Origin of the sequence: Gimesia chilikensis (genome assembly GCF_008329715.1) — a bacterium.
GTDB classification, from domain to species: domain Bacteria; phylum Planctomycetota; class Planctomycetia; order Planctomycetales; family Planctomycetaceae; genus Gimesia; species Gimesia chilikensis.
The window spans coordinates 797,677-810,842 of the sequence record NZ_VTSR01000032.1 but is presented as its reverse complement, the minus strand read 5'-3'; the positions used below and the strand labels follow the sequence as shown (position 1 = coordinate 810,842).

8 protein-coding genes are annotated in these 13,166 nt (G+C 51.7%); 7 read left to right on the top strand and 1 reads right to left on the bottom strand.

What is annotated here, in order from left to right; genetic code table 11:
* The first annotated feature begins 13 nt into the window (after nt 1-13).
* Genes FYZ48_RS27965 through FYZ48_RS27935 form a run of 7 tightly spaced genes read left to right on the top strand, consistent with a single transcriptional unit; the run spans nt 14 to nt 12,150 of the window.
* A complete protein-coding gene (locus FYZ48_RS27965; protein ID WP_149345752.1) occupies nt 14-820 on the top strand; it encodes a DUF4159 domain-containing protein in 807 nt (268 codons plus the stop codon).
* A gap of 45 nt (nt 821-865) precedes the next feature.
* A complete protein-coding gene (locus tag FYZ48_RS27960) occupies nt 866-1,891 on the top strand; it encodes an AAA family ATPase (RefSeq protein ID WP_197993967.1) in 1,026 nt (341 codons plus the stop codon).
* Between the two features lie 50 nt (nt 1,892-1,941).
* On the top strand, nt 1,942-2,820 hold the full coding sequence (locus tag FYZ48_RS27955) for a DUF58 domain-containing protein (protein WP_242022797.1): 879 nt from the start codon (nt 1,942-1,944) through the stop codon (nt 2,818-2,820).
* 27 nt (nt 2,821-2,847) lie between these two features.
* Nucleotides 2,848-4,959 (top strand): vWA domain-containing protein, encoded by a 2,112-nt coding sequence (locus tag FYZ48_RS27950; protein ID WP_149345750.1) that lies wholly within the window; start codon nt 2,848-2,850, stop codon nt 4,957-4,959.
* Between the two features lie 2 nt (nt 4,960-4,961).
* On the top strand, nt 4,962-8,759 hold the full coding sequence (locus tag FYZ48_RS27945; RefSeq protein ID WP_149345749.1) for a DUF4175 family protein: 3,798 nt from the start codon (nt 4,962-4,964) through the stop codon (nt 8,757-8,759).
* Entirely contained in the window at nt 8,756-11,095 is a 2,340-nt protein-coding gene (locus tag FYZ48_RS27940; RefSeq protein ID WP_149345748.1) for a hypothetical protein, read from the top strand. The genes FYZ48_RS27945 and FYZ48_RS27940 overlap by 4 nt, the downstream gene beginning before the upstream one ends.
* A complete protein-coding gene (locus tag FYZ48_RS27935; RefSeq protein ID WP_149345747.1) occupies nt 11,095-12,150 on the top strand; it encodes a hypothetical protein in 1,056 nt (351 codons plus the stop codon). The genes FYZ48_RS27940 and FYZ48_RS27935 overlap by 1 nt, the downstream gene beginning before the upstream one ends.
* A gap of 45 nt (nt 12,151-12,195) precedes the next feature.
* Here the strand turns inward: FYZ48_RS27935 and FYZ48_RS27930 are convergent, their stop codons facing one another.
* A complete protein-coding gene (locus FYZ48_RS27930) occupies nt 12,196-13,035 on the bottom strand; it encodes a sigma-70 family RNA polymerase sigma factor (RefSeq protein ID WP_145040100.1) in 840 nt (279 codons plus the stop codon).
* Nucleotides 13,036-13,166: the final 131 nt, after the last annotated feature.

Below are 13,166 nucleotides of genomic sequence, written 5' to 3'. Positions count from 1 at the left end.
GGAGGAGCCTGCCATGAACAAAACCCTGATTTCACTGGCAGCCGCAGGCATCATACTGATCGTCGCCACGATCTGTATTGGACAGTACCGCTCCCGCACCCCGATGGACCGGAATGGTGTTCCGGAATGGAAAGTTGATCCCGAGTTCCAGCACGACGTCTTCACCTTCGTCCGCATCCGCTACAACTCACACCGGGGCTGGCGCCGCTGGGCTACCGATTATCCAGACAGTGACCTGAACTTCTCCTACCGTCTACAGCAATTAACTTCGCTGAAAGTCGATCCCGAAGGTCGAATCCTCGAACTGACGGACGAGGAGCTTTTCCATTACCCGTTCATCTATCTGATTGAGCCCGGTTCCCTTGAATTTACGGAAGAGGAAGTCACCGCCCTGCGACGTTACCTGACCAACGGTGGCTTCATGATGGTGGATGATTTCTGGGGAGAAGCCGAGTGGGATAATTTCGCCTGGGAAATGAAACGTGTTTTTCCGGACCGCGAACTGGTCGACATCCCACTTGAGCATCCCATTTTCCATTGTGTGTATGACCTCAAAGAAAAACCACAAGTCCCCAGTATCGGCGTCGCCCAGTGGGGACGCTCTGAAGGAATTACCTGGGAACGGGAAGATGCCCGGGAAGTGCATTATCGCGGCCTGTTCGATGATAGCGGCCGATTGATGGCGGTTGTCTGTCACAATACCGATCTGGGTGATGGCTGGGAACGGGAAGGGGAGGACAAATGGTATTTCCGTGAGTTCTCAGAAAAGAAAGCTTATCCCCTGGGGATTAACATTGTGTTTTATGCCATGACCCATTGAATACAGCGTCTCTGCTTTGACAGTTTTTTTATCAGGAGTCGAAACGTGAATTTGAAACTTGTCTCCCCCGATGTCAGCGACACTGACGAGCGCATCTTTGAAATGCTGCAGAACAGTCGACAGCAGATTGACCGCGAAATTTCGAAAGCAGTCATTGGGCAAAAAGAAATTATCGACCAGCTCCTGATTGCACTGTTTGCCGGCGGACATTGTCTGATTACAGGTGCTCCGGGACTGGCAAAAACTCTGCTGGTAAATTCCCTGGCCCAGGTCTTCAAACTGAAATCTCAGCGTATTCAGTTTACTCCTGACCTGATGCCCGCCGACATCACGGGGACGGAAATTCTGGCAGGTGATACATCTGAATCACGAGCGATGAAGTTCGTCAAAGGCCCCGTCTTCACCAATATTCTGCTCGCAGATGAAATTAACCGTACGCCTCCCAAAACACAGGCTGCTCTGCTGGAAGCGATGCAGGAAAAACAGGTCACCGTCACCGGGATCAGATACGAACTGGAAAAACCCTTTTTCGTGCTGGCAACTCAGAACCCGATCGAAATGGAAGGCACATACCCTTTACCGGAAGCACAATTAGACCGCTTCATGTTTAACCTGGTCATTGATTACCTCTCTGAGGATGATGAGGTGGCCGTTGTGACCCAGACGACAGCCCGCAATTCTGAACCGATCGAACCACTGTTTACCGGAAATGATATCCAGCAGTTCCATGGTTTTGTGCGTGAAGTACCTGTTGCCGAAGAGATTGTCCGTTACGCGGTTCAACTTTGTGCCGCTTCCCGGCCACACCAGGAGAATACTCCGGAATTTATCAATGAGTGGGTCAACTGGGGTGCCGGATTACGTGCAGCCCAGAGTCTGATTCTGGGCGCCAAAGCCCGGGCCGTCCTGCGGGGTCGAGTTCATGTCACCCAGGAAGATATTGAGGCCCTGCTGGCACCAGTCCTGCGTCACCGCGTTCTGATCAACTATCGCGCAGAAGCCGAGGGGATCACCGTGGAACAGGTTGTGCAGAAATTGATCGAGACCATTCCCGCCCCCGTCAAAGGATGAATTGAAGCTGCATGAACACGAATACCACAGCCCGCCGGAATCAGAGACTGATGTCTCAACGCATTGACCCTGCCTGTCTGATGCGGATTAAATCTCTCGAATTACGTGCGAAAACCGTTGTTGAAGGAACCTGGAAAGGACTGCATCGCAGCCCCTACCACGGGTTCTCCGTTGAATTCACCGAATACCGTGAATATACGCCCGGAGATGACCCGCGCCATATCGACTGGAAACTGGCAGCCCGCTCCAACGAACACTACATTAAACGATTTGAGGAGGAGACCAACCTCTGCTGCCATATGTTGCTCGACCTCAGTACCTCGATGCAGTTTCAGAGCCTGGGCTATACCAAAGCCGAATACGCCAAGACTCTGGTAGCGACATTTGCCTATTTCCTGGCTCAGCAGCGCGATGCCACCGGACTGATCATTTTTGACGAGCAGGTGGAAACGGTGATCCCCGCCCGCTTTACGCGAGGGCAGCTCAGACGAATTCTGATCGAACTCGAACGTCCCCCACAAGGTTCACACACCAATCTGATCTCTCCCCTGAAACATGCAGTAGAAACCATCAAAAAACGAGGGCTCGTAGTCCTGATATCTGATCTGATGAGCCCCCTGGATGAATTAAATACCCACCTCGGCTATCTTCGCGCACAAGGACACGAAGTCGCATTATTCCAGATTCTGGACCCAGCAGAAATTCACCTTAATTTCCACGAAACGGCCATCTTTGAAGATCTGGAAACGGGTGAACGTATCGCCCTCAATCCCAAAGCAGCCCGGGAAAATTATCAGCAACAGTTACAGGAACATCAGGCGGCGATTCAGTCGTTCTGCCGAAAACAGGGAGTTCATTACCATCAGTTAACCACAGATATGCCCCTTGAGCTGGGGCTTTCTGAATTCCTTACCGATCGCGCTGCCTGACAGTGCTATCTAATTAGAGGACCCGAGTTGAGTTTTTTAACCCCACTTTATTTAGTTGGTATCATCGCCGTCGGACTGCCGATCCTGCTGCACCTGGTCCGTCATCAGCCTAAGAACGTCTTCTATTTCAGCTCTCTCCGCTTTCTGGAACACAAGCCCCCCCAGACCAATCGTAAAAATAAAATCGAACACTGGCTGTTACTCTCATTACGCGCTTTGGCTGTGATTCTCCTCGTCACCGCATTCGCCCGTCCTTATTTCAAGAACCAGGATCTGAAGCTCGCCTCAACACAGCCCCAGAGCCAGACCATTCTACTGATTGATACAAGTGCGAGTATGCAGCGGGATTCCCTCTGGGAAAAAGCATTAACCCAGGCAAATGAGATCATCAAAGATACGACTCCGAATCAAATCGCAGTTTACACGTTTGACACACAACTCACAGCAATCAAACCGTTACGACAGTCTCAAGAAACACGTTCAGCAAGCTCACTCGAAAGAAACCAGAATCTATTAGAGGAATTGACTCCCGGCTGGAAAGCAACTGACCTGGGAACGGCCCTGACGGAACTGGCGGCACTCCTTCAGGAGCAGGCAGTCTCTGATCCAACCGGGAGCATCCTGCGTCACACAAATATTGAACTGATTACGGATTTCCAGGCAGGATCAAGGACCGAATCGCTCTCTGAGTTTTCCTGGCCGGAGGAATTAAGTGTGCGGTTGCACCAGCTAGAAGCTGACAACTTAGATAACGCCGGCCTGCAGTTACTCTCGCTCGATGATGAGTCTCAACCGACAATTCGAATTGTGAATGCAGCTGACTCTCAGCAGGAAAAATTCACAATCGCCTATGAAGTACAGCCAGCTAAACTCGAAAAGAGTCAGCAGGTCTATGTTCCTCGAGGCCAGTCTCGAGTTGTCCGCATGGCCGCCTGGCAACAGCCAGTCCCCGTTCCCAGAATTGTGCTCAGTGGCGATCAACAGAATTTTGATAACCACATTTATCTTCAGCCTCCGGTCCGGCCCAATCTGACAATCGTGCATTACGGGACTCCAGCCGAAAACTCGATTGAGTCAGCGAATTACTTTGCCCGCAGGGCCTTTCCCAGCACCAGCCAGCGAGATATTGATTTTCAAACAATCGGCCCTGATTCACCACCACTGCTGCTCAGCGCAACAGAAATCCATCTGATGCTGATCAGTCGGCGACTGGCACCAGATGAAACAGAACAGGTCCAACGTTACCTGGAGCAGGGGGGTGTAGTCCTTCTCACGCTGCACGATGATCAGTCCACTGATTCACTGAATCAGCTGGCGACGCATAACACAGACACTACAGCACTGATAGAAACAGTCTCCCCCGAAATCAACGGTTATGCCTTACTCACCGATATCAATTTCGAGCATTCCCTGTTTCAGATTTTTCAGGCTCCGGAATTCTCAGACTTCACCCGACTGAAATTCTGGAATTATCGCGGGCTCAAACTGCCGGAACAGATTCCCCATCGGGTACTGGCCCGCTTTGATCATCAGGCTCCCGCGATACTGGAAATAACACGAAACAAAGGAAAACTGCTCGTAATGAGCTTTGGCTGGACTCCTCAGGAAAGCCAGTTCGCGCTATCAACAAAGTTCGTCCCCATGTTAAATGCAATCCTGACTCTGAATGACCGGGCACAGAATACACCGGCACAATTCACAATCGGCCAGAAAGTCAAGCTCCCCGTAGATCAACAGACGCGTCTGATCAGTACGCCTGATCGCTCCCAGATCAAACTTGCTTCCGATCAGCAGGATTTCACGGAAACGATTCTGCCCGGACTGTATCAGGTTGAAAGTGGTACCCAGCTGCCCCCAACCAGGCAGTTTGCAGTAAATCTGGATATTAGCGAAAGCCAGACGGAGCCTCTCGCGAGAGAGAAGCTGGAAGCACTTGGAGTCCACTTTACGGACTCCGGTTTAAAAACGGAGGAGAATACTTCTCCCGCCGAACTTCAGCGTCAGGCACAGCTGCGAGAACTGGAACAGAAACAGCAGCTTTGGCGCTGGTTGATCATAGTGGCTCTTGCGTTACTGGGCCTGGAAACGGTGCTGGCCAGATGGTTGACCGGCAAATCTTCTGCGACAGGAAAGGCGTAAACATGGGCCTGCCCGATCTATTAAAACAGCTGAATCAGGTCATCTTTCGCCAGCAGATCAGTCTGAAGCTTAAGCGACTGACGCTACTCTGGCTGGTTGCAGGTGGTCTGACCCTGCTGACGGTACTCCTGCTTCCCCCCGTCTCGGCTCCTGCCGAACAGTACTTGTTATTGGCGGTTTTACTGGGAATCCCAGTCTGTATCGCTGTCGGTATGCTGGTCCATCGCTCACGCAACCGCTACTCACCAGCCAGTCGGCATGCAGTGGCAAAACTGATCGAAGAGACTTATCCTGATCTAGACACCAGTCTGCTCGCAACACTGGAACTGGAAAAGCAAAACTGGAATGAGTCACCCACATTTCTGCAGAAGCGTCTGCTGGCCCAGGTCATATCACACGGTACAAATCATGACTGGCGGCAGGCGATTTCCAACCGCAGACTGATTCTGCAGAGCATCACACACTTAACCTGCTTTACTGTCTGGTTACTCTGCTGCCTGAGTTGCTGGACTCTGCTCCAGGCCGCTCCCACTCCTCAAAAAACCTCCATCGCTCTCATCAACCAGGCCCAACAGGAATTCAAAGTTGAAATTCAACCGGGCTCTACTGAGGTGGAAAAAGGGCATCCCTTGCTGATCACTGCACGTTTCTCGGGAAAAGTCCCGGAGACTGCAACTCTGCATTTCACAACTCCCAGTGGAACCACCACAGAACTTCCGCTGACCAAACAACTGGACGACCCGATTTTTGCGGTTCGAATTCCTGCTGTAACAGAGGATTTGAGCTATCAAGTGCACTCAGCAGACTGGAAGTCAGATGTTTCACAGGTAAAAGTCTATGTCCTGCCCGAACTGGTTCAGCTCGACAGCACTATCACACCGCCAGACTATACAGGTCAACCAGCGCAGCGGAATGAAGACAGTCTCACACTGAGTGCAATTGTTGGTTCTAAAGTTCAATTCCACGCCCACTTCAATAAGCCTGTCAAAACAGCCGAATTTAGAACCGATAACGGCAATTCGTTACCCATGGTGATCGATTCAAATGGATTATCGGGCCGTCTGACAATGCAGGCAGAACAGGACCAGACCTGGAACCTGCATCTGAACGACAGCGATGGTCGTTCAAACCGCACTCCACCATTTATCGATTTGGCTGTGATACCCAATCTTCCACCTGAAATCAAAATCACATTTCCAGCTCGCGACACCCGTGTCTCCCCACTCGAAGAGGCACTGGTTCAAGGCACCGTTGTAGACGACTTCGGCCTGCAACAGGTAGGTCTGGTTTACTCGATTCCAGGCCAGGAACCTCAGACTGTAGTGCTCCGTGAAAGCGATAAAGCAGCGGTCGATTTCACAGCTGAGCACATTCTCTCCCTGGAACGTCTGCACGTGCAGCCCGACACCCTTATTTCCTATTACCTGTTTGCTGAGGATCTCGAAGCAGAGGGGCGTACGCGCAAAGTACTCAGTGACATGTATTTCATGGAAGTCCGTCACTTTGAAGAGATATTCCGGGAAGGACGATCTCCCGGCGGCGCCTCACAGGCAGGAAAAAGTGGTGGCAACGCACAACAGGCCGAGAAGCTGGCAGAACAACAAAAACAGATAATTAATGCAACCTGGAAAGTTATCCGCCGCGAGATCAAGTCAACCGTCTCTGAACAGTTTTCCCCAGATCTCGAGACGCTCTCGCAAGCACAACAGTCGCTGGTAGCAGAATTGCGCAAGCTTTCCGAAAAAATCAAATCCCAAAAGTCAAAAGCGCTCATTGACTCCATCTCGCAAAGCATGCAGGAGGCCGCTACCTGCCTGGACTCCGCCAGGGAGGCGCAGTCTGTTTCGACACTTTCAACGGCGCTGGCTGCAGAACAGACCAGCTATCAGATGCTGCTAAAACTGCGTGCCCGGGAACATGAAGTCTCCAAGAGTAAAAACGGCGGAGGTAGCAAGGGGGGAGGCAGCAGCCGTTCGCAGACTCAACTGCAGCAGTTGGAGCTGACCAATAAAAAACAGCGTTATGAAACAGAAAATCAGGCTTCTCAGCCCGCTGCTGCTCAACCAGATCGGGAATCTCTACAAATTCTGAATCGTCTGCGGGAACTGGCTGAGCGTCAGAAAGATCTGAATGAACAGCTCAAGGAGTTGGCCAATAAACAGCGGTTTGCCAAAACAGACGCTGAACGGGAAGAGATCGAACGACAGCTCAAACGCCTGCGGGAACGACAACGCGAACTGTTGCGTCAGGCGGATGAAGTGGCCCAGCGGATGGATCAGGCCAAACAACCCGATTCAATGAAATCACGTCGCGAACTGGAACAGACCCGCCAGCATCTTCAACAAAGTGCCCAGTCATTAAAAGAGGGGCAGGTTTCCCGGGCTCTGAACTCAGGCACCCGGGCACAGCAGAAACTGAATCAATTGAAAAATAACTTCCGCAAAAAAACAGCCAACCAGTTCGCCGATGCCATGCGTTCGCTGAACCAGCAGGCAGAACAGCTTGATCAGAAACAACAGGCTATCAACCAGGCGATTAATGACCAGGAACGGAAACCGGAACCGGGAGCACGGCGTTCCCTGCGAAACCATCGGGGCAATTCAGAATTGGCAGATCAGTTGCAACAACAGGAAGACCGCCTCAAAGAAATCATGGAACAGATGAAGCAGGTTGTACAGGAATCGGAACAGGCAGAGCCGCTGCTCTCACGACATCTGTATGACGCAATTCGCAAAACGAGACCCTTTCGCCCCGAAGAAGCATTGAAAGATGCGGCCAATTTCCTGAAAGAGGGAAATGGTAATCAGGCTCGTGAAGCAGAAGAACGTGCTTCACGCGGCATCGAGACCATGAAACAGGGAATTCAGGTCGCCTCTGAGAGCGTACTTGGCAACGATCTGGAATCATTAAAACGCGCTCGCCAGGCACTCAAATCGCTCTCTTCTGAAATACAACAGGAACAGCAACTGGCAAGCAATTCTCCCCAACAAAAACCACCAGGCACTGGTTCGGGAAAACCTGGTTCCCCATCTCCACAACCAGCAGGTCAACGTCCCAATCCAGCAGGTTCACAGGGGCAAGGTAAACCGGGTGAGAGTAGACAAGACCAGAACAGCCTGGCACAGAATCAGCCGATGCCTGGAAAATCAGGTCAAATTCCGTCCTCAGCCGAACAGTCAAAGTCTGGTCAGCCTCAATCGGGACAACCACAGCAGGGACAATCAGGACAAAGCCAACCCGGAAAAAGCCAGTCCAATTCATCAGGACAGCCTGCCAGTCAGGGACAAGGGCAGGGGCAAGTACAGCTGACCTCGGCCCAGGCAGGCAAAGGAAACGGTTCTCAAGCCAACTCCCCCAACTCTTCGCAAAATTCAGCCGCTCCCAAATCTCTTAAGGGACAACGGGGACAGTCTCAGGGAGGACCTGGTGGTGGCCAGGGAGGCCCCGGCAGCCCAACCCCTGGACCTTTGACGGGAAACCAGTTCCGCGAATGGTCAGACCGGATGCGGGACGTGGAAGAAATGGTGGGGGATCCCGAACTACGTAGTCGAGTCGCTCAAATTCGTGAACGCGCACAGAGTATGCGTGCAGAGTTTAAACGTCACTCCAAAGCACCAGAGGGAGACTTGATCAATGCACAAATCCTGGAACCGCTGGCTGAAATTCAAACAATTCTGTCAAACGAAATCAGTAAACGAGGTGCGCAAACATCGCTGGCACCGATTGACCGTGACCCGGTACCAGAAAAGTACTCAGACCTGGTCCGACGCTATTATGAAGAACTAGGGAACGGAAAATGATCAGTCTGGCAGAAATTCAGTTTGGTGCTCCGGACTGGAGCCTTTTTGTACCAGTAGCCATTATCACAGGACTGGGGCTGTTGGTCTACGCGTACCGTTCGCTGACAGTTCAACGTGCCCTGTCAGGGGGGGCTGCCGGGCTGAAACTACTGGCGATCGCAATCCTGGCTATCACTCTGACGGAGCCACTCTGGAGTGGCACACGTATGGCCCCCGGCACGAATTTATTCGCAGTCCTGGTTGATGACTCGCAAAGTCTCGCCATTCAGGACCCGAAAACGGGCAAACCCCGTAGCGAACAGTTGAAACAGTTACTAGCGTCAGCCGATGAACAGCAACCAGAAGCTCAAGCCCGCTGGCTGATTGATCTGGAACAGAATTTTTCCGTACGCAAGTACTCGCTGGACTCTCATGCCCATGCTCGCTCTGATCTGACGCACCTGAAATTTGAGGGAACGTCTTCGAATCTGGTAACCAGCCTCAATGAACTCAATCAGCGATACCAGAAACTACCCCTCGCGGGAATTCTGGTGCTGACTGATGGTATTTCAGTAAATGATACCAGCCAGTTGAAATCCAGTGTCCCCATCTATCCGGTCCCCATCGGTCATGTCGCCCGGTCAACCGATCTGGCAATTACTAATACTTCAGTCAGTTATTCTCCTTTCGAGGATGCTCCGATACGCATCCTGGCCGATCTTTCAGCCACGGAATGCCAGCAGAAACAGCTTACCGCTCAACTAATAGATCCGGCTGGAAAAGTCGTTGAAACAATCACGCGCGAAGTCAGTCAGCCCGAGCAGCAGTTCCAGCTTCGCTTCCAGGTTAAACCAGAAGAGACCGGCGTTGCCTTCTATCGGATTAAAACCAGTGTCAATATTCCAGAGGGAGGCGAACTGACGCTCGCTAATAACCAGCGCACACTGAAGGTCGACCGGGGACGGAAAGCACACCGGGTTCTTTATGTCTCGGGGCGTCCAAACTGGGAATTCAAATTCCTGCGGCGTGCGATTCATGAAGATGAGCATATTCAGCTGGTAGGACTGATTCGCATTGCCCAAAAAGAAACAAAGTTTGATTTCCGCAGTCGAGACGGAGAAGAGGGCAATGCCCTGTATCGTGGCTTTGATGCGAAAAACGAGAAGGATCTGGAACGCTATGATCAACCGGTATTTGTCCGGATTAACACACAATCGCCGAATGAACTGAAGGACGGTTTTCCCAAAACTGAAGCCGAGCTGTTTCAGTATGAAACCGTAATCATTGATGACCTTGAAGCAGCATTTTTTACTCACGATCAGATCGAACTGCTGACCCGCTTTGTTTCAGAACGGGGCGGGGGGCTGGTAATGCTCGGAGGCCAGGAATCATTTCAACAGGGGGGCTATGACAAAACCGACTTTAAGCGACTATTGCCAGTCTACTTTTCCCACGCCCCCAATCCACAGATATCCAGCGATGTCCTGTTTCAACTGACACGAGATGGCTGGCTGCAACCCTGGTTGCGTCACCATAAACAGGAACAGGACGAACAGAAACGACTGGCAGAAATGCCGGCGTTCAAAACCATTAACCGGGTAGACACCACCAAACCAGGCGCGATCCTGGCTGCCGAAGCGAAAAGCACATCACGCTCCTCTACCCCCGCAATCGCTTCACAACGTTATGGACTGGGCCGTGTCACAGCTGTAATGATTGGGGATCTGTGGCGCTGGCGTCTCCAGGAAGATTCTCCAGATCCACAACTCTATAAAGCCTGGCGTCAGCTTTTGCGCTGGATGACTACCGACGTTCTGGAACCAGTCTCGCTGCAGGTTGTAGAATCTGAAGATGCCTCATCGGGTACAAAAATTAAGATTCTAGTCCGCGATCCCGAATTTCAGAAACGCAGTGATTACCAGGTCGCTTTAAAAATCACAACTCCCGACAAAGAAACGCTTGAGCTCACAGCTGAACCACTCGCCGATCAGCCTGGAGAATACCAGACATTATATCTGCCCCAACAATCAGGAGGTTTTACTGCCACCGCTACAGTCACGGCTCCCAATGGCAAAACTCAAACTGTCACCAGCGGCTGGGTACATGCTCCCGAAATCAAAGAGTTCCGCTCGGCCCAACCCGATCTGGCATTACTTGAGCAGTTGGCACATGATTCTCAAGGTGAGGTTGTTCCCGCCACCAAATTGCGACAATTTGTCAATTCGCTGGATCAACGCAAGTTACCCGTGATGGAAGAGGCTGTCACGCCACTCTGGCATCATCCAGGGGTGTTGCTGCTTGTCCTGGGATGTCTTTTTGGAGAATGGTCTCTCAGACGCTGGAAAGGATTACCCTGATGCGAAGTTTCAGAATCACCATTATTCTGGCGGCGTGCTCTCTGATCTGTGGGAATCCGCTAGTACACCTTGCTGCCGCAGAATCACCTGACAGACCAGAGCGTTTTATCCTCGTGCTCGGGGCTGATGGAACAGACGAATATGCCATTCAATTTGCCGACTGGGCAGAAAACTGGAAACAACTTGCGGTTGGAAAACAGGCCGAGTTGACTGTGATTGGAGAAAGCCTCGATGCCCGCAATTCTGATCGAACTCTGATCGAACGGGAACTCCTGCGCTCCCCGGAATCCTACAGTGCAACCTGGTTGATCCTGATCGGGCATGGTACGTTTGATGGGAAATCAGCTCGCTTCAATCTCCGCGGCCCCGACCTGACTGCGGAACAACTGCAAGTCTGTTGTGATCAGATTACACATCCACTCGCAGTGTTGAACTGTTTTTCGGCCAGTGGTCCTTTCCTGCAGGCGCTGTCAGGAGAGAATCGTGTGGTGATCTCCGCTACCAAAAACGGATTTGAGTTCTACTTTTCGCATTTCGGTAAGTTTTTGTCCGCAGCGGCTTCCGAACCAGAGTCAGATCTGGATCATGACGGGCAGGTCTCGCTCCTGGAAGCGTATCTGGCCGCTTGTCGTCAGACAGAAGCGCATTACCTGGAGCAGGGCCAACTGGCCACTGAGCATGCATTATTGGACGATAACGGCGATCAGCGGGGTTCAAGAGCTGATCAATTTAAGGGGTTGGATAATCTCCCCGAGTCAGGAGCAACGGCCAGCCTGCCAGACGGTCATCGAGCTCAGCAGTTCGCCGTTTGTGCTTTGCGACCAGTTTCACAGATTACTGGAACTCAAAAGCAGCGCCGTGATGCACTGGAAATTAATATCCTGGAACTCAAACAGCGGAAGACAGAATTTGAATCCGAAGACGATTACTATCAACAGCTGGAACCGTTAATGATTCAACTGGCTGAGATCTATCGGCAAGCGGAGCGGGATAACACTCCCACCATTCATGACCCGCTGGTGGTCCCTGTCAAAGCAGAACAGACCAGCGAATAACCGGTCTGTTTGCATAGTAGATTCAATTTTGAAGGGTAAGCAATATTACTCGCCACTGATTTCCTTGGCCAGTTTTTTGAGAGCTTCACTCTCAATCTGACGGACTCGCTCTCGCGTCAGTCCCAGTGCCTGCCCAATCTCTTTGAGGGTCTTCGGTTCCTCACCATCGAGCCCAAACCGCATCCGCAGAATGTTGGCTTCGCGATCTGGAATTTCCTTCAACAGCCTGAAAACATGTTTGAGGTTGTCATTTTCGACCAGTTCATCGTCGGGCCCCTTGAGACGGTCATCGGGAATCATTTCTCCCAATGACCAGCCGGCGTCCTGTTGTTCTGACTGCGGCGAGGAATTGTAAAGCTGAATTGCTTTCTTGACGATTTTCAGTTTCTTGGGAGGAAGATCCAGTTCACGCGCAACTTCCTCAGTCGTCGGAGTACGGTCCAAAGTATCCTGAAGCTGGGCAGTTGCCCGCCGCCACTTGGTCAACAGTTCGACCATGTAAGCAGGAATACGGATCGTTTTCGCAGAATTGACCAGGGCCCGTTTGATTGACTGCTTGATCCAGTAACTGGCATAGGTACTGAAACGGGTCCCCATATCCGGGTCGAAGCCTTCGACTGCCCGCAGGAGCCCCAGGTTGCCCTCTTCGATCAGGTCCTGGAGTGGCAGGCCTTTGCCGGAATAAGCACGAGCAATATTCACCACCAGTCGCAGGTTCGCACGAACCATCCGGTCGCGTGCTTCTTTATCACCATGTTCGATGCGATTCGACAGCTCTCGCTCTTCTTCGGCAGAGAGCAGGGCGGTTTCATTGATCTCTTTAAGATATGTTTCTAATGGATTCTGTACGGCTGAAGAGGAACGCCGTCGAGCAGTTTTCTGCATGGAAAACCTGTTATCTGTTTCTGGTGACAAATGGAAAGGCCGTTAGTTATCCATGGCTTTCCATTCGATTTGCAACCGTTCGCGGGAACTCGTTTCCTCTCGACACGATAATTCAATCACAGTCAGTCGGT

Excerpts from the sequence above, each read along its gene's own strand:
- FYZ48_RS27965 (WP_149345752.1), top strand. The coding sequence starts at position 14 with ATGAACAAAACCCTGATTTCACTGGCAGCCGCAGGCATCATACTGATC.
- FYZ48_RS27955 (WP_242022797.1), top strand. The coding sequence starts at position 1,942 with ATGTCTCAACGCATTGACCCTGCCTGTCTGATGCGGATTAAATCTCTC.
- FYZ48_RS27945 (WP_149345749.1), top strand. The coding sequence starts at position 4,962 with ATGGGCCTGCCCGATCTATTAAAACAGCTGAATCAGGTCATCTTTCGC.
- FYZ48_RS27940 (WP_149345748.1), top strand. The coding sequence starts at position 8,756 with ATGATCAGTCTGGCAGAAATTCAGTTTGGTGCTCCGGACTGGAGCCTT.
- FYZ48_RS27935 (WP_149345747.1), top strand. The coding sequence starts at position 11,095 with ATGCGAAGTTTCAGAATCACCATTATTCTGGCGGCGTGCTCTCTGATC.
- FYZ48_RS27930 (WP_145040100.1), bottom strand. The coding sequence starts at position 13,035 with ATGCAGAAAACTGCTCGACGGCGTTCCTCTTCAGCCGTACAGAATCCA.